This window comes from Paenibacillus sp. FW507-14B1B (assembly GCF_058781425.1).
In genome coordinates this window covers 1,064,053-1,083,621 of the sequence record NZ_JBYSWS010000001.1, presented here as the reverse complement: position 1 = coordinate 1,083,621, position 19,569 = coordinate 1,064,053, and the positions used below count along the sequence as shown (strand labels likewise).

The window sequence follows — 19,569 nt, the reverse complement described above, 5'->3', positions numbered from 1 at the left end:
AGGGACGGCGTTTTTGCATTGCTTGAATTCGGATCTAAAGAGAGATTGTAATAACTACTCCCTGCATATGGAAAGGTAAATAAGAGTAAGGAGAGCTTTTATTTCCCATACTAACGGTAATTTAGCAGTAAAGGAGTGTTCCGGATGAAGGTTAGTCCCACTCCGACGGTGTTTCTGCAATTAAGGAGCCGTATTCGCCTACCCAGAGATCAGACCGTCAAACTCGGAGATGTTGCTTTTATTATTTGTGATCCTGAATGGGAAGATCCATTGCGTAGCCTACCTCTTGTTCACCCAAAGGATGGGGATGGTAACCGGCTTCTGATGGATTTAATTCTGATCATTCCAAAGATCCGTCAATTGATTCCGAACGTTCAGATTGAGCCAATGGGAAATCACCATACTTTAGTGGAGTTAGTTGGTCCCTCAGCTAAACCGTCCCGCTTTTGGTTTCCGATTGTTTGGTTGCTGTTGTTCTTTGGATCAGCTTTAACGATTATGAACTTTCATGCCGATGTCAACATGCTGGAGGTGCAAATTCGAATCGTTGAGATGGTCACAGGGCACAGGGATGAGCATCCCTATTTGTTCCAGATTGCCTATTCACTTGGGCTCGGTTTTGGGATGACCGTATTTTTTAATCACCTGTTCAAAAAGAAATGGAACGAGGAACCCACTCCACTTGAGGTTGAGATGTATTTGTATCAAGAAAATCTCGATCAATTCGTTGTCGCAGAAGAATATCGAAAGATGAAAGTGGCAGAGAGTCTTTCGCAGGTATCGAATGTGAAATCGAAGGGGAAAACATGATTACGATCGTGCAGCAAATGATTTCCATCCTTCTCGGAATAGCTGGTGGAATTGCCGTAGGTGGGGGTGTCATTGCGCTCATTATTGTACTCGATATTATTCCGAGGCTATCCCAGTTGACCTGGACCTATGACAAAGTCCACTGGTATGAAGGCGCTCTGATTGCAGGTTCCCTCATAGGGACAATCGCTGATTTCTGGATGTGGAAAACATCCTTAGGTCCTGTAGTAAGCACACTTATTGGTTTGTTCTGCGGTGTGTTCATTGGAATGCTTGCAGCAGCTTTAACTGAAGTGTTAAACGTTCTACCGATTTTGTCCAAGCGGCTTAAGCTGACGCAATATCTGTTTGGCTTGTTGATGGCTATGGTCGCTGGAAAGGTCGCTGGTTCTTTGTTCGATTGGTTTATTTATCGACAGTAGACTAGCGAGGGTAGCGAGAATTAAAGGGGGTAAAGTAGATGGATGATAAGACGGAGCTTACTGGAAATAAAGTAGAAGATATACCAGCCGTTCCACCTTCCGAGATAAAGAAGTTGGATGAGGAAGCTTTGATTAAGAAAAGAGACAGTGAAACTTCGGACAGTACCTATGAGTCTATTTTGTATTGGCAAGGTTCAGATGAAATTCCGGGACGAATGAAGGATCTGAAAGCCATATTAGGTGAAGTCATGGGGCTTGGAGTTTCCTTTGATATTGTATTTAGAGAAATGACCATCGGAGGAAAAGAGACCGGTCTTTTATTTATGAATGGCTTTATTAACTCAGGGGTAGGAACAGAGATCCTAAAGCGGTTAACTTATTTAACACCTGAGGATATCGAAAATCATGCTTTTTCAAGCATCAAGAATAAGTACATTCCATATGTACAAGTGGAGTCTACTTCAAAGCTGAGTGAAGCAATTAGTAAGGTCATGACCGGAATGAGTGCCTTTTTCATTGAAGGCGAGCAATCGGTCATTATGCTCGATACAAGGGTGTATCCTTCTCGAAGTCCGGACGAACCGGATACGGAGAAGGTCGTAAGGGGAGCCAGAGATGGTTTCACTGAAACATTGCTTACCAACATCAACCTGGTACGGCGGCGTGTTCGTGACCCGGGGCTTCATAGTGAAATCATGCAGGTCGGAAGACGTACTCAGACGGATGTCAGTATCTTATTCATTGATGACATTGCGGATCGTGAACAGGTTGAGGCGGTAAGGCATAAAATTCAAGAGCTTGATCTTGAAGGTTTACCTCTAGGAGATAAGCAGCTTGAAGAAGCAATCGTAAATAAAGGCTGGCATCCTTATCCTCTTGTACGATACTCGGAGCGGCCGGACGTTGTTGCATCCCACTTACTTGAAGGAAGAATTGTTGTAATGGTAGATACCTCGCCAAGTGTGATGATTATGCCATCAACGTTTTTTGATTTGTGTCAGCATGCGGAGGAGAATCGGCAAACGCCTTTTATGGGCACCTATCTGCGTTGGGTTCGATTTGGGGGCATATTTGCTTCCATGTTCCTTTTGCCGTTGTGGATGCTTCTGGTTATACATCCTGAACTGAAACCGCCGTATTTAGACATTCTTGGTCCTCAGGAAAATGCAAAAATTCCGATCATCGCTCAATTCTTGATCGTCGAATTTGGGGTTGACTTGATGCGTCTGGCGGCTGTCCACACACCTACGCCACTAGCCTCTGCGATGGGTTTGATTGCGGCTATCCTTATCGGGGATATAGCCGTAAAGACCGGGCTGTTTGTAAACGAAGTGGTACTTTATATGGCTGTTGCGGCAATTGGTATGTTTGCAACGCCAAGTTATGAGCTGGGGCTTGCTAACCGAGTTGTTCGACTTGTGCTCTTAATCGCAGTCGCGTTGTTCGGAGTCAAAGGTCTAGTGATCGGTACAACGATGCTCATCTTGATACTGACCACCCATAGATCCTATAACTCGTCCTATCTATGGCCGTTCATACCATTTAGTGCAAAGGCTATGGGCGAAGTATTATTCCGTAAGCCAGTACTGTATTCCAGAAGACGCCCAGCTTTAAACAAGACTCGTGACAGCAGTAAAATGGGTCCTGAAATGAATCCTAAACGAAAACAATAATAAATAACACAAAGGTTATGTTGAAAAATCCATTTTATTACGATTCGTTGTCTGCTATACTGTGAACAATTATTCGATTATCAAACTTTTTAAATATCGATCGGAGGAATTGTGAGCATGTTTTTACACGGTACTAGCAGAATTAATGATCTCGGACATCTTGAAATTGGTGGGTGCGATACAGCTGATCTTAAAGCTCAATATGGAACCCCTCTTTATATTGTAGACGAGCAATCGGTAAGAACCCGTTGTCGTGAATACATCGATGCTTTTAAAGCCTCAGGTCTTAAGTATCAAGTTGCTTATGCAAGTAAAGCTTTTTGTGTCATGGCTATGTGTCGTCTTGCTGAAGAAGAAGGTATGTCTCTTGATGTCGTGTCTGATGGCGAGCTGTATACAGCACTGGAAGCAGGTTTCCCAGCTGAACGTATTCATTTTCATGGCAATAACAAGACCCTGGATGAAATCGAAATGGCATTGAATGCTAACATTGGTTGCTTCGTTGTGGACAATGAGATAGAGCTCCATTTGCTTCAAGCTGTAGCAGCTGAGAAAGGCCGTCAAGTGAAGATCTTGCTTCGTGTAACCCCTGGGGTAGAAGCACATACCCATGAATACATTTCAACGGGTCAGACGGACTCTAAATTTGGATTCGATATTGGAAATGGTTCTGCATTTGAAGCTGTTAAGTTAGCAGCAGCACAACCCAATCTTGAACTTCTTGGATTGCATTCACACATTGGATCACAGATTTTTGAGGTTGAAGGTTTCCAGATGGCCGTGCAGCGTGTTGCAGAATTTGCACGTTCGGTGAAAGAGGAACTTGGTGTAACATTTAGTGTTGTGAATCTTGGAGGCGGATTTGGTATCCGTTATGTCGAAGGAGATACACCTCTTCAAGTATCCCAGTATGTTAAAGCCATTACAGATTCTGTGAAGACTCATTTCGCAGGGATCAGCGCTGAACTTCCAGAAATCTGGGTTGAGCCAGGTCGGAGTATTGTGGGTGATGCAGGAACAACACTTTACACCGTGGGAACTAGTAAGGATATTCCTGGTGTGCGTAAGTATGTTGCTGTAGATGGCGGGATGACCGATAACCCACGTCCTGCCTTGTACGAGTCCCAGTATGAAGCCATTCTAGCTAACCGTGCGAATGAGCAGAATGAAGAGAAGGTATCTATTGCAGGTAAATGTTGTGAGAGTGGCGATATGTTGATCTGGGATGTAGAGTTGCCTAAGGTGAAATCAGGTGATTTGCTCGCAGTTGCATGTACAGGTGCTTACAACTATTCCATGGCTAGCAACTATAACCGTATTCGTAAACCAGCGGTTGTGTTTGTTAAAGATGGTGTAAGTGATTTGGTTGTTCGTCGTGAAAGTCTAGAAGATATTGTTAGACATGATGTTGTTCCTCAGCGAATCCAGAATAAGCAGACAGTATTGAGCTAAGGTTAATATTAGGGCAAGGGTCGCACCTATACTTCGGTATTAGGCTGAGACCCTTTTTTCTTGTTATCTTTGTTTGCATGAGATGTTGCAAATGAGATACAATGGGAACGTAATCAAGACATGGAAATGTAATGGATTGTATATCAGACATTTCGATTAATCGACTAAGGAAGTGAAGAGAAAATGAAAAAAGGTACAATTGAATTAGAAAACGGCGGTATTGTGGAAATCGACTTTTTCCCTGAAGAAGCACCGAACACTGTTGCCAACTTTGAGAAATTGGCGAATAGCGGTTTTTATAACGGACTAAGCTTTCACCGTGTAATTCCAGGCTTCGTAGCTCAAGGCGGATGCCCTACTGGCAACGGTACTGGCGGTCCTGGGTACACGATCAAATGTGAAACTTCTACAAACACAACGAAGCACGATGTAGGTGTGTTGTCCATGGCTCATGCAGGTCCTAACACTGGCGGAAGTCAGTTCTTTATCTGTTATGGTCCTCAGCCTCACCTTGATGGCGTTCATACTGTATTTGGTAAAGTAACGAGCGGTATGGAGCATATTAACAATGTGAAGCAAGGCGACAAAATGAAAGAAGTTAAAGTATTCGAAGCGTAATACTTTAATATAGGACAACCTTCTCTCGTTATCTTGATAACGAGAGAAGGTTGTTTTTTATTATGAAATCAATGATTTAAATGGTATACATTAGAACGATTCGTAAGTGAGTGTGTATTATTCACTTGCTTTTTGTTTTTCTATTTGTTAATATGCCATTAACTTAATACAGCAAGATCCTTCGGGGCAGGGTGAAATTCCCTACCGGCGGTGATGGACGTGATGAGATAGTCGAAACAAGCTATTCGTCACGTACTTAGTCCGTGACCCGGATATACGCTAGAGGCATTTTGATAATGCTGAGTATATACGGTGGACCTGGTGCAAATCCGGGACCGACAGTATAGTCTGGATGGGAGAAGGAGAGAAGACATATCATTTTATGTGGTAGGTCTGATAGAAGTAAAGTTTATTTGGTGTGCGTGCATATTTTCACAAAGGATTACAGCTGATTAGAGCCAGCTTTTTTTGGCTTATAGTCAGATTCTGTTTCTTTGGTAATATTCGGCATATCTTGTTTGCTTCTGTCTGCAATATTTAATCTCCCAATTTAAGTTAAGCCCTGTTTGGATTTAATCATCCAGGCAGGGCTTTTTTGTGCCGAATGAAGCGATCCGCAAGGAGGTTTCATGTTCGATTCTGATCTCAGCATTTAAAGCGGAATGTAAGATCTTGAGGAGGGGAGATTTTACTTGAGAGAAATAATGGATGATGAATTTTATATGTCATTAGCGCTTGATTTGGCTGAGCGTGCACAAGGTCAGACTGGAATCAACCCGGTTGTCGGCTCTGTCGTAGTGAAAGATGGCATGCTGGTTGGTATGGGTTCCCACCTTGAAAGAGGAACACCTCATGCGGAAATTCATGCAATGCAAATGGCTGGCAATAAAGCACATGGTAGCACAGTATATATTACACTCGAGCCTTGTAGTCATTATGGAAAGACACCACCATGTAGTGAGAGATTGATTGCAGAGCGAGTTAAACGAGTTGTTATCGCAACTGAGGATCCTAATCCACTTGTTTCTGGCAAAGGAGTTCAGATGCTAAGAGAGGCTGGCATTCAAGTCGATGTAGGAGTACTAAAGAATCGTGCTAACAAGCTTAATGAACCGTTCAGAAAGTTTATAACTACGGGTAAACCCTATATCACACTAAAAACCGCTAGTACCCTAGATGGCAGGATCGCAACAAAAGCGGGGGATAGCAAATGGATTTCTAATGAAGCGGCAAGAGCAAGAGTGCATACGCTTCGCCATCGCCATCAAGGTATTATGGTTGGAGTATCGACCGTAATCGCTGATGATCCTCTCCTAACGACCAGGCTTACTGTAGATGGACTGAATCCGATTCGGATTGTGGTTGACTCTAGGCTAAGAATACCTTTGGACAGCAAGATGATACAGGATCATGCCGCTTCGGTCATTATTTTGACGACAAGTCATGGGGATAAGATTAAGCGAATTGAGCTTGAGAAGAAGGGGATTGAAGTTATTACTTGCGGTGATGGCCCTCAAGTTGACCTGCAGCTTGCAATGACCTTGTTAGGTCAAAAAGAGATTGGATCCATTCTTTTGGAAGGGGGAGGCACGCTAAACGGGTCTATGCTAAAGGAAAGGCTTGTGGATTGTATTGTTCTCTTTCTGGCTCCGAAAATCGTAGGTAGTATGGGTGCCCCTTCAAGTTTTAACTTTAGTGGTGCGGAGCTAATGAGTGAAGCGTTAACTTTGACAGACTTAGAGATTGAACAACTTGACAATAATTTATGTATTCGTGGAATACCGGTCTATTCATAATCGTATTCTTTTAAGTCGATTTCCTATTTGAATCAAGCTAAGGAGAAGAGGTGTTATATGTTCACAGGACTGGTAGAAGAAATCGGTGAGATTCGACGGATTAGTCGAAAAGGTGAAGCTATGGTTCTTAGCATCTCAGCATCTTTCATTATGGATGACCTAAAGCTCGGGGATAGCGTGGCTGTAAACGGCGTTTGTTTGACGGCAACGTCGATCATAGATAAGAAGCAATTCACCGTAGATGTGATGCCGGAAACATTTCGAAGTACCAATCTAAACGAGCTTAAGGGGGGGAGCAAAGTCAACCTGGAGCGGGCGATGGCTGCTAGTGCAAGATTTGGTGGTCATATTGTCCAAGGACATGTTGATGGCACTGGAGTGATCCGCAGTGTTCAGAGAGACCAAAACGCGGTTGTCTACGAGATTGCTCCTTCGAACACAAACTTGTTTAAATACATTATTCCTAAAGGTTCGGTCACTTTAGATGGCATTAGTCTCACCATAGTTAAGGTTTATGAAACTTCTTTTACCGTATCGATTATTCCACATACGCTTGCTGAAACAGTTCTTTCATTCAAGCTGGCTGGTGATACGGTGAACATAGAGAATGACATTTTAGGTAAGTATGTGGACCATCTTTTACATTATGGTTCACCAGAGACAGATGATAAGAGATCAAATCGTGGAATAAGTCATGAATACTTGTCTGAGCATGGTTTTGCATAAGGGAGAATGTAGGCTCCATGAGAATGAAGGAGGATGAGCTATGGATGATCAATTCGAGTTTAGCAGGGTTGAAGACGCGATTAACGACCTAATGCTTGGAAAAGTTGTTATCGTTGTTGATGATGAGGACCGCGAAAACGAAGGAGATTTTATTGCTCTGGCGGATAAAGCAACACCAGAAGTCATCAACTTCATGATTACAGAAGGTCGAGGCTTAGTATGTGTGCCGATCACACAGGCGAGAGCACTGGAATTAGATTTGAAACCGATGGTAACTCAGAATACAGATGCTCACGGAACAGCTTTTACGGTATCTGTTGATCACAAGGATACGACAACGGGTATATCCGCTTTTGAGCGTGCACTTACCATTCAAGGGATATTGGACCCGAACGCCGTGCCGACAGATTTTCGAAGACCAGGGCATATGTTCCCACTGGTGGCGAAAGATGGTGGTGTTCTCCGCCGTGCTGGCCATACCGAAGCAGCTGTGGATCTGGCCAGATTATGTGGTTCTTATCCAGCAGGCGTGATCTGTGAGATCATTAAAGAAGATGGTACGATGGCACGTTTGCCTGATCTAGTTCAAATCGCCAGAAAAAATGACCTGAAGTTGATTAGTATTAAAGATCTAATTCATTATCGTAACGAAAAGGAAATGCTGGTCAATCGTGAGGTTTCCGTGCGTATGCCTACCGATTTTGGGGAGTTTCAAGCGATCGCTTATACCAATGAGGTGGATAACAAAGAGCATATTGCACTTGTTAAAGGTTCGATCAATGGTGATAAACCTATTCTCGTACGCGTCCACTCCGAATGTTTAACGGGAGATGTGTTTCATTCGCATCGTTGTGACTGCGGTCCTCAGTTCGAGGCAGCGCTTCGACAGATTCAAGAAGCGGGAGAAGGCGTTCTTTTATATATGAGACAAGAGGGGCGAGGGATTGGACTTATTAATAAATTGAAAGCCTATAAGCTTCAGGAAGAGGGACTAGATACAGTTGATGCTAATTTGAAGTTAGGTTTTCCAGCAGATCTGCGGGATTATGGGATAGGTGCACAGATTCTGAAGGATCTAGGTATTCGTCAAATTCGTCTCTTAACCAATAATCCACGTAAGATTAAAGGACTTGAGGGATATGGTCTTGAGGTTGTAGAACGTGTACCGATACAAATGCAGGAGAATAAAGACAATTCGGGTTATCTTCATACGAAGCAAACCAAACTTGGTCATATGCTGAAATTTTAAATACTACTATTCCAATTTGAAAGGTTGATGATTTAGCATGGCACATTATTTTGAAGGAAATCTTGTATCCGAGGGTTTGAAGTATGGAGTCGTTGTTGGGCGCTTTAATGAATTCATTACAAGTAAGCTATTAGGAGGAGCGCTTGATGCACTGAAGCGTCATGGTGTTCAGGACGATGAGGTAGATGTGGCTTGGGTACCAGGAGCTTTTGAAATCCCGTTGATTGCCCAAAAAATGGCGGAAAGCGGGAAATACGATGCAATAATTACACTAGGTACTGTGATTCGAGGATCTACCACACATTATGACTATGTATGTAATGAGGTCGCTAAGGGAGTATCTGCGATTAACTTGAAATCGGGTGTACCTACCATTTTTGGAGTTGTGACTACAGAGAATATTGAGCAAGCGATTGAGCGGGCAGGGACGAAAGCGGGCAACAAGGGTTGGGATTCCGCAATGGCAGCGATTGAGATGGCAAACTTGACGAAACAGCTAAAATAGTGCTTATTTAATGTAGTGCCCTTTTTTTCAGGGCACTACATTTTATTTTTTGTGGCGGGAGGATTCACCGTGACCGTATTATACAAGCTGGAGACGTTTGAAGGACCGCTCGATCTATTGCTTCATCTTATAGATAAAGCGGAAATTGACATCCAGGATATCCCCGTCAGTGAGATTACCGAACAGTACATGGCTTATCTACAGAATATGCAGGAGTTGGAGCTGGAGATTACAAGCGAGTTTTTAGTTATGGCTGCCACACTGCTTTCGATTAAGAGTAAACTATTACTGCCAAAACCACCGGTTATTGAAATGGACGAGTTTGACTATTATGAAGAAGATGATGTTGACCCACGAGCGGAACTCATTCAGCGATTGATTGAATACCGGAAATATAAAGGGATCGCAGAGCACCTTCACGAACGTGAATGGGAGCGAAGTCTCATCTATTCGAAGGAGCCTGAAGACTTAACGCCATTCATGCCTGTGATGGAAGAGAATCCAGTTCTGGGATTGCATACTTCGGATCTAATTGCCGCCTTCCAAAAGGCGCTTAGCAAAGCGGTCAAGCGTACTTCATATGCCCGCATACAAAGGGATGAAATATCGGTAAAAGACCGGATTGGACAGGTGATACATACTCTGGAAAGCGCTGGCCCAGGCGGAAGAGTATTGTTCTCCAAGCTGCTGCATGAAGAGATGGTAAGACATGAAATTGTCGTTACTTTTTTGGCGATTCTGGAGTTAATGAAGATGAAACAAATATGGTGTTTTCAAGAAAAGTTATTTGATGACATCGTAATGGAGTGGAGAGGGGAAGTAAAGTTTGATGGATTTTCCGAAGCTGAAATCGATTATTGAGGGACTGTTATTCTTATCTGGCGAGGAGGGATTGTCGGTAAAGCAGATGACAGAAATTACAGAGCAACCGGCCGACATCATATTGGACGCTCTGAACGAGATGAAGAGAAACTGTGAAGAGGAGCATCGGGGAATTCAAATTATTCAAATTGCAGGTAGCTATAAACTAGCAACTTTGCCTGATCATGCGCCGTACTTTGAAAGGCTGGCCTATTCTCCTTCTCGTTCGTCTCTATCGCAAGCCGCGCTCGAGACATTATCTATCGTCGCTTACAGGCAGCCAATTACACGCGTCGAGATTGAGGAAATTCGCGGTGTAAAAGCTGAACGAGCCATTCATACGTTAACAAATAAGGGACTCATTGAAGAAGTTGGCCGTGCAGAAGCGATCGGGAGACCGATCCTGTATGGTACGACCAAAGCATTTTTGGACTATTTCGGATTGGCAAATATTAAGGATCTTCCAGAGCCTTCACAATTTGAAGCGGATGCGGATAGCTTGGAAGAAGAGACACAGATGCTATTTGATAAGTTGGATAATAAACAGCTAACATTTGACGATGTGAATTAGAATGAGATGAAGAAGCCGAAGGGGGATCCCTAGGCTTCTTTTTTGTTATCCATTCTTTTTCGAATCATTTTACGGATTATTTGCCATACTAAGCCAGAGAGTTGTTTACCAACGTTTTTGGGGGTTACAGTGTGGGGATATGGCTTATTCTATTAATATTGGTCGTGCTTATACTGGTTACTCTGCTGATTCTCGTCTTGGCGTCCACCGTTACATTTCGAATACACATCATACTTCGGAGCAAAGAATATAGGATGATGGTAAACATTCGATTGTTGTACGGAATGATAAATGTTCAGTATGAAGTACCTTTTAAACTGACGGATAAGGGTGTGCGATATACAGATAAATCACTTTCATCTGACCGATCGAAAGGAAGAATCGACGAACCGGAAGAGGAGTCAGAGAATAAGAGAGAGTTCAGTTTCAGTAATTACCAAGTCTTGGTTCAAGCGACGAAAGGTCTCAAAAACTGGTTTCTCAACACACTTTCCATTGTTAGGTTATCTGAAGTACACTGGGCAACATCGCTCGCCTTAGATAATGCAGCGGAATCAGCAGTAGCAGCCGGTATGGTTTGGGGAATCAAACATACCATTCTAGGTCTGTTGTCCTTTCACTTAAAATTAACGAATACACCGAAATTACAAGTGCATCCGGACTTTAATGGACCGCCCCAAGTTTCTACAGATCTAAGCTTTGTTATTCGAATCACCTGTGCAAGAGCTATATTTGCAGGGCTAATGTTAATGGTTAGGATCGTATCGATTAAAGGTGGAATGAAGATTTGGAGGAGGACCTTGTTCCGTGCATGATATGGTCAGGATATGTGTGGCTTAAGGAAAGATAAAAGACATACATATTACATGCACCATCCGAGCAAACTGAACATAGTGCAGGGATGCCCTTATTTTTATAAACAGCAGAGGAGGAGTCATCATGTCAGATCACCCCATTCAAGGGTTAATGCAAACCGCAATGGAAAATATTAAGGCGATGGTGGATGTTAACACCATTGTCGGCGATCCTGTAAATACACCGGATGGAACCGTCATTCTTCCGATCAGTAAAGTCGCTTTCGGCTTTGCAGCGGGGGGGAGCGATTATAACGCCGATCATGGCGGTGGACGTTCAGGGGATACTCAAAACAACAATCCACGTTCACTTCCTTTTGGTGGTGGTAGTGGTGGTGGTGTTTCCATTCGCCCAATCGCATTTCTTGTCGTTGCTAAAGAAGGCGTTCATATCGTTCCACTTGATAATCAGACACATCTGTTCGAACGTATGATCGATGCTACACCTTACTTGCTTGAACAAATTCAATCCATGTTTCAAAGCGGAACGGGTGCTTCCAATTCAAGCCAAAACGGAACACAGCCATCACATTGATCTGCTTATGAGATCCCTTCCGGTTTACCGGAAGGGATCTTTACTTTGCTGTTGGTTGCTTATTAATGAGCTAATAATGAACTCTGACAACGGAAGGGACATACCCTCAAGCTTTTCCGCATATACTTGTACAAGATTTTAAGATCACCGGAGGCTAAAATCATGAATCGATATTACCGCTTCACCTTAATTGGATGTATTACCGCTTTTCTGATGGTATTTAATTCAGTGTTACCTGTTCAAGCTGAGCCTCAAAATGAACCTTCTGGCGGACCTTCTAACCACGCACAAGCGGCAGCTTTGATTGATGTAACATCAGGCCGGTTGCTCTATAGTAAGCGTGGAGATGAACGTATGAGAATTGCAAGTTTAACCAAAATCATGACAGCTATCGTAGCCATTGAGCGAGGGGATTTGAAAGATTCAGTCAAAGTTACCAAGAACTCATTCGCCAAAGAAGGGTCATCTTTGTTCTTGAAGCTGGGTGAAGAAATGTCACTGGAGAACTTACTCTATGGTTTGATGCTTCGCTCAGGGAATGATGCGGCCTCAGCCATTGCTGAGCATGTAGGGGGATCTGAGGAAGGCTTTGTGCTCATGATGAATGAGAAAGCTGCAGCTCTTGGGCTAAGTAACTCTCACTTCATGAATCCACATGGATTAGATCATGACGAACACTATTCATCGGCTAACGATTTAGCCAAGTTAACAGCATACGCGTTGAAGAATCCAACATTTAAGGAGATTGTAAAGACACCGGTTAAAAAGGCACCGAATCCGAATGAGAAATGGGATTACAAATGGGATAACAAAAATAAAATGCTCCGTTTCTATGAAGGCGCAGATGGTGTTAAAACCGGCTATACGAAAAAAGCTTTCCGCTGTCTAGTCAGCTCAGCTACAAGAAATGGACAGCAGATTGCAGCTGTTACTTTAAATGATGGTAATGACTGGAATGATCATTCCAATATGCTCGACTACGGATTTGACAATTTCCCACTCCATCAGATCGCCGCAAAAGGGCAAAAGCTGCAGGGTTACTCACTTGTAACGGGTACAGGTTTTTCATATGCCCTTGCAAAAGGTGAAGAAGAACGCGTATATAAAAAGCTTGTCCTAGACAAACCAAGAAATCCAGATTTGAGTTTTGGTCTTAGAGGTTTTGTAGAAATATCACTTGACGGTAAAAAGATTGGACAGGTTCCGGTGTTTGTAGAAGGAAGTCGTTTACCGGAGGATACCCTTCAGGATCAGCCCGAGAAGACGACGTTCTCACATCAAACCGACAATGAAACCCTATGGCAGTCAGCTGGGCATATATTAAGGCATATGTTTGGTGGTGCTAAATAATCGTATAAGCTTTTGGGAGAGAGCCTTGGGCGAGGAGAACAGGGGGAAGAAAGATGATCAATGTGATTTGGATGGGAATGATTCTGATTGGCTTTGTATTCGCGGCTGTGAGCGGAAATATCGACAGCGTGACCAAAGCGGCATTTGATGGCGCCCAGACTGGTGTGACTGTCTCGTTTGGGCTGATCAGTGTACTAGTATTCTGGCTTGGAATGATGCGACTTGCAGAAGATTCAGGCATGCTAGCTAAGGTAGCTAAGTTAATGGGGCCTGTAGTTCGATTTTTATTCCCAGATGTACCTAAGAACCATCCAGCAATGGGATATATATTGTCCAATATGAGTGCTAACCTGTTCGGATTAGGAAATGCAGCCACTCCAATGGGGATAAAAGCGATGCAGGAACTTCAGAAACTTAATCCAAATAAAGATACAGCGACACCGGCGATGTGTACTTTACTTGCATTAAATACGGCTAGCATTACGATCATTCCTACCACACTTATAGCGATTCGGATGAATTTTCAATCGGCTAGCCCGACGGAGATTGTAGGTACAACGCTTTTAGCCACTGCGGTAGCAACAATGGCTGCTATTCTAGCTGACCGGTGGTATAGAGCACGAACAATACGTAAGAACAAACCACCTGGTGCAGGTAAAGGGCTAAGTAGTACCACGGTAAGCGGGGAAGGGTGAGTTATAGGTGCTGACGTGGATTAACACGATATCCGCATGGTCAATTCCGATCATAATCGCTTTTATTCCGCTTTTTGCCTACACCAAAAAAGTGCCTGTGTACGAGTCTTTTGTAGATGGAGCCAAAGACGGATTTTCTACGGCAATATCCATCATCCCTCATTTAGTTGGCATGATGGTCGCTATCAGTGTCTTTCGCGCTTCTGGTGCATTGGAGTTTATGGTGGGGTGGACGGCTCCTTTCCTGCAATGGCTCGGTGTTCCGAGTGAAGTATTACCCTTAGGGATTCTAAGGCCATTGACGGGAACTGGCTCTTTAGCTTATACCACCGAGCTGATACGTGCCTATGGTCCTGATTCTATGATTGGCCGGATTGCTTCTACCATTCAGGGAAGTACGGACACTACACTTTACGTATTGACTGTATATTTTGGAGCAGTAGGTATTCGGAATGGTCGGTATGCGTTAAAGGTGGGGCTTTTTTCAGATGTAGTTGGTTTCATCGCGGCTATTGCTGTATGCTTGTTTGTCTTCGGATAAACGAGCTTTTTTATTTTTTGTAGGACAAATGACCATATCCATAGTAAGACACATGCATATACTGTTGCATTCAGGGTACATCAATTCGAGGTGATGATATGGTGTTTGAAGGCTTTGTGATCCATGATACTGCATGTGATAAGGAGACGAAACCGGAAACCGTAGATTTTACGATTCAAAAAGATGGATCGGTATCCGCTGCACCTGTATTACTTGAATCGGAGTTTATCCACATATGTCTTGTAGGGAATTTCAACCGTGACTATGATGCCATGAGTAAGGAACAGAAAATGCAGCTTTTTGCTGCTAGTAAAATCATTTCAGAGTTGTCCAGACGCTACTCTATCTCCCCGCTTTACTTATTTCCACATTCTGAAACTTGCCCGGGAGAACATTTTCCATGGAACGAGCTTGTGATTTATCCTGTAGGTGGGTATCATTAGACTTGAGGTGACCTATCGAACATGGAGAGATTACAAAAAATTATGGCACAGGCTGGGATAGCTTCCCGTCGCAAGTGCGAAGAATTGATTTTGCAAGGAAAGGTGCAGGTAAACGGGGAGGTCGTAACCGAGCTCGGTACAAAAGCGGATCCCGATCAAGATATGATCACGGTTGCAGGCAAACCGATCAAGAATGAGAAAAAAGTTTACATTATGCTAAACAAACCAAAAGGTGTTATCACGAGTGCTTCCGATCCGGAAGGCCGTAAAATCGTGTCGGATTATCTAAAAGGCGTGAAAGAACGCGTATATCCGATCGGACGGCTTGACTATGATACGGAAGGTCTTTTGTTGCTTACGAACGATGGTGAATTTGCGAATCTGCTTAGTCACCCGAGGTTTCATGTACCAAAGACGTATCTTGCAACCGTTAAAGGTGTTCCTCATGGAACAGAGCTGGACAAGCTACGTCAAGGTATTATGCTGGAAGACGGTATGACCTCGCCTGCAGAGGTGGAGTATAAGGATGTTGATCCGGATAATAAGCAATCCGTTATTGCGATTACAATACATGAAGGACGTAACCGTCAGGTTCGTCGTATGTTTGAAGCGATATCACATCCAGTTACCCGCCTAAAACGTGTTTCTTATGGAGACTTGTTACTTCAGAACTTGAAACGTGGTTTGTTCCGTCATTTAACTGCAGATGAAATTAACACACTCAAGCAGCAGGCGAAATCAGCTAAGCCTGAAGGAAGTCCGCGCAAAAAACGTTAAAACCTGACACATAATATTCAAATTGGAACGCAGCATTTATGGCAAATATCGTTATAATTGTTCATAGGATGTTCACACCTCCTTCGAACAATATGATGGATGTCATAGAAAGGATGCTGCTTCTTTTATGGGCAAATCAAAAAAAACAGTTCAAATCATCATACTGTTAATTGTTGTTCTATTAGGTGCTTATGCTGTGGCAACCGTTGTTATGGGCAATGACGGGATCCCCAGAGAAGGCGATAAAGCCCCTGACTTTCAATTGCTTGGATTGGACGGTAAGGTACATACCATGAAGGAATACGAAGGTAAAGCCAAAGTTATAAACTTCTGGGGTACTTACTGTCCACCATGCGTGAGAGAGATGCCAGCTCTTCAAGCTCAGCGGGAAAAATGGAAGAGTCAAGGAGTCGAAGTTATTGGCATTAACGCCGGCGAAGATAAAATGACCGTCGAGAATTTTGTTGCTCAGACTGGCGTGGAGTTCCCAATCCTAATGGATCCGGATCGAGATGCGGTAGGAGCTTACAAAGTTGGCGCAATGCCGGCAACCTATTTTGTGTCGTCTAAAGGCGAAATCGTTCACATCAAGATTGGAGAACTAGATTTAAGTACCTTAGACAAACAAATTGAACAGTTGGTGAATGCAAAATGAGTCAAGGATCACAACCTTTAATAACGAACACGAAATGTGAGTGCGGACATCAAAACCCTACAGGTACGGTATTATGTGAAGCCTGTGGTAAACCGTTGACCGAGGACGCAGAATCTCAGACCGTTTTGGAAATGCGATATGATGGCATAGCTCGTCGTTCGCAGAAAAGTAATCCAGGATTTATTGACCGAATATGGAACTTTTTTTCGTCTGTAAAAGTAGCCATCTACTTAATTATTCTGACGTTAGTTGGTTCGATGCTCGGGACAATTTTCCCTCAGGAAAGCACCTTTTTGAACATTGATGCATCCACTTACTACAAACAAGAATACGGGAAATTAGGACATGTATATTATTTACTAGGTCTTTCCCATACATACACATCATGGTGGTTCGTTCTTCTTCTCGTTATGATCGGTGCGTCGCTAGTTATTTGTAGCTTAGACCGGGTTCTGCCGCTTTATAAAGCTCTAAGCAGACAACGGATTCCCAAACATATGTCCTTTCTAACTCGTCAGAAGGTAACCTATCAGACATCGATTGCTGAAGATGGGGCGAAGTGGGTGGAGCAGATAACCCCGCTTATACGCAAAAAAGGTTATCGAGTTCGGACTGATGGTGGTACGCTGCTTGCTGAGAAACAGCGATTTAGTCGCTGGGGACCCTATGTGCTTCACATTGGACTTATCGTATTTTTGCTTGCAGTGCTTGCAAGAGGATTGCCCGGAATGCATATGGATAAGCATATCGGCTTCCCTGAAGGTGAGATTAAGAAAATTCCGAATACAAGTTATTATTTGAAAAATGATGGTTTTCGGGTGGAGTTTTATACCGAAGATGATATGCCAAATGAATTTAAGAACAAAGGTAAAGTGCTGCCTAAATTGTTCGAAACTAAAGCCATTCTGTATATGTGTGAAGCAGATTGTGATGATTTGACGAAGGAGCCGAAGTTAGTCGAAGTCGATCGTCATAATATTCAAGTGAATGATCCTATGAATTACAAAGGACTTATGGCGTATCAGTTCGACTATGATCTGAATCCCGTAATTCGCTCTGTCTCACCCGTATTGGTAAATGCGAAGAGCGGTGAAGAATATGGCAAGTTCACCTTGAACATAAGGGATCCAGAACGGGAGTATAAGGTTGGAGATTATACGCTCAAGTTAACAGAGAAGTACTCTGATTTTGGGTTGAATGATCAAGGCCAACCGGCTAATTTATCCTCAAGTCCCAATGCACCAGCCTTTTTATTCCAGATTTTTGGGCCTGATCTGCCAGAGACTGGCGTTCAGTATTTTTACTTCCCGAAACAAATTGACAAGGAACGTTTTCAGCAGGATGCACTTAATGCACAGTTAGCTGGAGGCACGGTCCCTCTCAATCTGGATGTGACGAGTATGGAAGATGTCGATTTGTCCAAATCAACCACCTACTTGAACATACGTGTTGATAAGGTTATGCCTTTCATATGGATCGGAGCCGCAATAGGTATGCTTGGTCTGATCATGGGCTTCTATTTCCAGCATCGCCGGATCTGGCTTCGGATCGATAATGAGATGTTAACTTTGGGAGCGCATACGAACAAGAATTGGTTCGGATTGCGACGGGAAATATCGGCTGTACTCAAGCAAATGAACATCGAAGTAGATGAGAAGTCACTGGAGAATAATAGGGGGAGTAAGCCATGACGTTAGTGGATTTTAGTAGCGATGTGTTTATTGCTGCGTTCTTACTTTATTGTTTATCGTTTAGCTTTTATGGTTTGGCGGTGTGGGGTAAACGTTTTAGAAAGACGAATCCTGAAGCTCATGTAGCGAAATGGGGTAAAATTGCTTTCGTTACGGCGGCTATCGGCTTAGTCTGTCATCTAGTTTATTTCTTTACACGCTGGGCAGGTTCTGGACATGTACCTGTCAGCAATATGTATGAATTTATGACGTTCTTATCAATGGCTATCATGATTGCATTTCTGGTCTTATTCTTTCTCTATAAAAAATCAATGCTTGGTTTATTTGCACTTCCACTAGCCATTATAATCATGGCGTATGCAGCGGTGTTTCCTCAAGAAGTTCAACCGCTTATTCCATCCTTGAAATCATACTGGCTTGGAATTCATGTAACAATGGCTGCACTAGGTGATGCGTTCTTTGCTATTGGTTTTGTAGCCGGGTTTATGCACTTGCTGAGAACGGTTGATTTCAATAATAAGGACAAGCAGTCTAGCCGTGAACAAAGATGGCTTGAATTATGTATGTTTGCTGTTGTCGTATTAATTGGTTTTATCGTATCGGTCTACAGTTTCCGTGCTGCGGGGTATCATGCTGAATTCAATCAGACGAATGTTGACCCTAAAACAGAAATTAGTAAAATAGTTAAAGTGGATTATAATATGCCTCCACTTGTTGCACCATATAACAGTGAAACTGTTGAAATGCAGTCTTTTCTGGGAATGAAATCCCCACTTTTTGAAGCACCATCTTGGATGCATGGTATCAATGCAGGACGTAAATTGAATACCGTTATATGGTCTCTCGTGAGTGGTTTGATCTTATACGGATTAATTAGACTTGTGTTACGTAGACCTATAGCGAAAGTGATTCAACCCGCTCTCAACCGACTTGACCCGGATGACTTGGATGAAATCAGTTACCGTGCAATTGCAATCGGTTTTCCGATCTTTACGCTAGGTGCACTCATCTTCGCTATGATCTGGGCACAAATTGCATGGGGCCGTTTCTGGGGTTGGGATCCAAAAGAAGTTTGGGCACTCATTACATGGTTATTCTATAGTGTGTACCTTCACCTACGGTTATCCAAAGGATGGCAGGGCAAGAAATCATCATGGCTTACAGTGATCGGCTTTATCGTCGTTATGTTTACACTCGTTGGCGTGAATTTGATTATTGCAGGTCTCCATTCCTATGCCGGAACAGAATAATATGATAATGTTATACAAGTAAATTAGATTTTGATAAAAATCAGAAGGGTCCTCGAACGAAATGGATGAGGGCCGTTCTGATTTTCCCTAGAATG

General features: G+C 43.1%; 21 protein-coding genes and 1 riboswitch. All 21 genes read left to right on the top strand.

Annotated features, from left to right (window positions below; genetic code table 11):
- Positions 1–144: 144 nt before the first annotated feature.
- The 21 genes from AC3WJJ_RS05165 to ccsB all read left to right on the top strand — a co-directional run bounded on the left by AC3WJJ_RS05165 (position 145) and on the right by ccsB (position 19,474).
- Positions 145–810 carry a stage V sporulation protein AA gene (locus AC3WJJ_RS05165; RefSeq protein ID WP_492538573.1) on the top strand — a complete coding sequence of 222 codons (666 nt, stop codon included), beginning with the start codon at positions 145–147 and terminating at the stop codon, positions 808–810.
- Positions 807–1,232, top strand: a complete 426-nt coding sequence (locus AC3WJJ_RS05160) for a stage V sporulation protein AB (RefSeq protein ID WP_492538571.1) — start codon at positions 807–809, stop codon at positions 1,230–1,232. The genes AC3WJJ_RS05165 and AC3WJJ_RS05160 overlap by 4 nt, the downstream gene beginning before the upstream one ends.
- A 38-nt stretch (positions 1,233–1,270) precedes the next feature.
- On the top strand, positions 1,271–2,905 hold the full coding sequence (locus AC3WJJ_RS05155; RefSeq protein WP_492538569.1) for a spore germination protein: 1,635 nt from the start codon (positions 1,271–1,273) through the stop codon (positions 2,903–2,905).
- A gap of 117 nt (positions 2,906–3,022) precedes the next feature.
- The gene (lysA, locus tag AC3WJJ_RS05150; protein WP_492538567.1) at positions 3,023–4,357 is read left to right on the top strand and encodes a diaminopimelate decarboxylase; all 1,335 of its coding nucleotides are present in this window, start codon (positions 3,023–3,025) and stop codon (positions 4,355–4,357) included.
- Positions 4,358–4,540: 183 nt separating this feature from the next.
- Entirely contained in the window at positions 4,541–4,975 is a 435-nt protein-coding gene (locus AC3WJJ_RS05145; protein WP_422660753.1) for a peptidylprolyl isomerase, read from the top strand.
- Positions 4,976–5,148: 173 nt separating this feature from the next.
- Positions 5,149–5,343: riboswitch (FMN riboswitch) on the top strand.
- 336 nt (positions 5,344–5,679) lie between these two features.
- Positions 5,680–6,771: a bifunctional diaminohydroxyphosphoribosylaminopyrimidine deaminase/5-amino-6-(5-phosphoribosylamino)uracil reductase RibD gene (gene ribD / locus AC3WJJ_RS05140; RefSeq protein ID WP_492539591.1), complete on the top strand. Its 1,092-nt coding sequence runs from the start codon at positions 5,680–5,682 to the stop codon at positions 6,769–6,771.
- Between the two features lie 57 nt (positions 6,772–6,828).
- Entirely contained in the window at positions 6,829–7,497 is a 669-nt protein-coding gene (gene ribE, locus AC3WJJ_RS05135) for a riboflavin synthase (RefSeq protein WP_492538565.1), read from the top strand.
- 40 nt (positions 7,498–7,537) lie between these two features.
- The gene (locus tag AC3WJJ_RS05130) at positions 7,538–8,746 is read left to right on the top strand and encodes a bifunctional 3,4-dihydroxy-2-butanone-4-phosphate synthase/GTP cyclohydrolase II (RefSeq protein ID WP_492538563.1); all 1,209 of its coding nucleotides are present in this window, start codon (positions 7,538–7,540) and stop codon (positions 8,744–8,746) included.
- Positions 8,747–8,783: 37 nt separating this feature from the next.
- A complete protein-coding gene (gene ribH, locus AC3WJJ_RS05125) occupies positions 8,784–9,251 on the top strand; it encodes a 6,7-dimethyl-8-ribityllumazine synthase (RefSeq protein ID WP_422660756.1) in 468 nt (155 codons plus the stop codon).
- 69 nt (positions 9,252–9,320) lie between these two features.
- A complete protein-coding gene (locus AC3WJJ_RS05120; protein WP_422660757.1) occupies positions 9,321–10,112 on the top strand; it encodes a segregation and condensation protein A in 792 nt (263 codons plus the stop codon).
- Entirely contained in the window at positions 10,081–10,683 is a 603-nt protein-coding gene (scpB, locus tag AC3WJJ_RS05115; RefSeq protein WP_422660758.1) for an SMC-Scp complex subunit ScpB, read from the top strand. The genes AC3WJJ_RS05120 and scpB overlap by 32 nt, the downstream gene beginning before the upstream one ends.
- A gap of 131 nt (positions 10,684–10,814) precedes the next feature.
- The gene (locus AC3WJJ_RS05110; RefSeq protein WP_492538559.1) at positions 10,815–11,498 is read left to right on the top strand and encodes a DUF2953 domain-containing protein; all 684 of its coding nucleotides are present in this window, start codon (positions 10,815–10,817) and stop codon (positions 11,496–11,498) included.
- Between the two features lie 124 nt (positions 11,499–11,622).
- Positions 11,623–12,072: a GerW family sporulation protein gene (gene ytfJ / locus AC3WJJ_RS05105; RefSeq protein WP_492538557.1), complete on the top strand. Its 450-nt coding sequence runs from the start codon at positions 11,623–11,625 to the stop codon at positions 12,070–12,072.
- A 213-nt stretch (positions 12,073–12,285) separates the two neighbouring features.
- Entirely contained in the window at positions 12,286–13,422 is a 1,137-nt protein-coding gene (locus tag AC3WJJ_RS05100) for a D-alanyl-D-alanine carboxypeptidase family protein (RefSeq protein WP_492539589.1), read from the top strand.
- A gap of 53 nt (positions 13,423–13,475) precedes the next feature.
- The gene (locus AC3WJJ_RS05095; protein ID WP_492538555.1) at positions 13,476–14,117 is read left to right on the top strand and encodes a nucleoside recognition domain-containing protein; all 642 of its coding nucleotides are present in this window, start codon (positions 13,476–13,478) and stop codon (positions 14,115–14,117) included.
- 7 nt (positions 14,118–14,124) lie between these two features.
- The gene (locus tag AC3WJJ_RS05090) at positions 14,125–14,658 is read left to right on the top strand and encodes a spore maturation protein (RefSeq protein ID WP_492538553.1); all 534 of its coding nucleotides are present in this window, start codon (positions 14,125–14,127) and stop codon (positions 14,656–14,658) included.
- Positions 14,659–14,756: 98 nt separating this feature from the next.
- On the top strand, positions 14,757–15,101 hold the full coding sequence (locus tag AC3WJJ_RS05085) for a peptidoglycan recognition protein family protein (RefSeq protein WP_492538551.1): 345 nt from the start codon (positions 14,757–14,759) through the stop codon (positions 15,099–15,101).
- 21 nt (positions 15,102–15,122) lie between these two features.
- Complete coding sequence (locus tag AC3WJJ_RS05080) at positions 15,123–15,878, top strand: pseudouridine synthase (protein ID WP_422660764.1); 756 nt, start codon at positions 15,123–15,125, stop codon at positions 15,876–15,878.
- Between the two features lie 127 nt (positions 15,879–16,005).
- A complete protein-coding gene (locus tag AC3WJJ_RS05075) occupies positions 16,006–16,533 on the top strand; it encodes a redoxin domain-containing protein (RefSeq protein WP_492538549.1) in 528 nt (175 codons plus the stop codon).
- On the top strand, positions 16,530–18,224 hold the full coding sequence (gene resB / locus AC3WJJ_RS05070) for a cytochrome c biogenesis protein ResB (RefSeq protein ID WP_492538547.1): 1,695 nt from the start codon (positions 16,530–16,532) through the stop codon (positions 18,222–18,224). Before AC3WJJ_RS05075 ends, resB begins: the two co-directional genes overlap by 4 nt.
- Positions 18,221–19,474 (top strand): c-type cytochrome biogenesis protein CcsB, encoded by a 1,254-nt coding sequence (gene ccsB / locus AC3WJJ_RS05065; protein WP_492538545.1) that lies wholly within the window; start codon positions 18,221–18,223, stop codon positions 19,472–19,474. Before resB ends, ccsB begins: the two co-directional genes overlap by 4 nt.
- Positions 19,475–19,569: the final 95 nt, after the last annotated feature.

Coding starts and splice junctions, on each gene's coding strand:
- AC3WJJ_RS05165 (WP_492538573.1), top strand. CDS start 145: ATGAAGGTTAGTCCCACTCCGACGGTGTTTCTGCAATTAAGGAGCCGT.
- AC3WJJ_RS05160 (WP_492538571.1), top strand. CDS start 807: ATGATTACGATCGTGCAGCAAATGATTTCCATCCTTCTCGGAATAGCT.
- AC3WJJ_RS05155 (WP_492538569.1), top strand. CDS start 1,271: ATGGATGATAAGACGGAGCTTACTGGAAATAAAGTAGAAGATATACCA.
- lysA (WP_492538567.1), top strand. CDS start 3,023: ATGTTTTTACACGGTACTAGCAGAATTAATGATCTCGGACATCTTGAA.
- AC3WJJ_RS05145 (WP_422660753.1), top strand. CDS start 4,541: ATGAAAAAAGGTACAATTGAATTAGAAAACGGCGGTATTGTGGAAATC.
- ribD (WP_492539591.1), top strand. CDS start 5,680: ATGGATGATGAATTTTATATGTCATTAGCGCTTGATTTGGCTGAGCGT.
- ribE (WP_492538565.1), top strand. CDS start 6,829: ATGTTCACAGGACTGGTAGAAGAAATCGGTGAGATTCGACGGATTAGT.
- AC3WJJ_RS05130 (WP_492538563.1), top strand. CDS start 7,538: ATGGATGATCAATTCGAGTTTAGCAGGGTTGAAGACGCGATTAACGAC.
- ribH (WP_422660756.1), top strand. CDS start 8,784: ATGGCACATTATTTTGAAGGAAATCTTGTATCCGAGGGTTTGAAGTAT.
- scpB (WP_422660758.1), top strand. CDS start 10,081: ATGGATTTTCCGAAGCTGAAATCGATTATTGAGGGACTGTTATTCTTA.
- ytfJ (WP_492538557.1), top strand. CDS start 11,623: ATGTCAGATCACCCCATTCAAGGGTTAATGCAAACCGCAATGGAAAAT.
- AC3WJJ_RS05100 (WP_492539589.1), top strand. CDS start 12,286: ATGGTATTTAATTCAGTGTTACCTGTTCAAGCTGAGCCTCAAAATGAA.
- AC3WJJ_RS05095 (WP_492538555.1), top strand. CDS start 13,476: ATGATCAATGTGATTTGGATGGGAATGATTCTGATTGGCTTTGTATTC.
- AC3WJJ_RS05085 (WP_492538551.1), top strand. CDS start 14,757: ATGGTGTTTGAAGGCTTTGTGATCCATGATACTGCATGTGATAAGGAG.
- AC3WJJ_RS05080 (WP_422660764.1), top strand. CDS start 15,123: ATGGAGAGATTACAAAAAATTATGGCACAGGCTGGGATAGCTTCCCGT.
- AC3WJJ_RS05075 (WP_492538549.1), top strand. CDS start 16,006: ATGGGCAAATCAAAAAAAACAGTTCAAATCATCATACTGTTAATTGTT.
- resB (WP_492538547.1), top strand. CDS start 16,530: ATGAGTCAAGGATCACAACCTTTAATAACGAACACGAAATGTGAGTGC.
- ccsB (WP_492538545.1), top strand. CDS start 18,221: ATGACGTTAGTGGATTTTAGTAGCGATGTGTTTATTGCTGCGTTCTTA.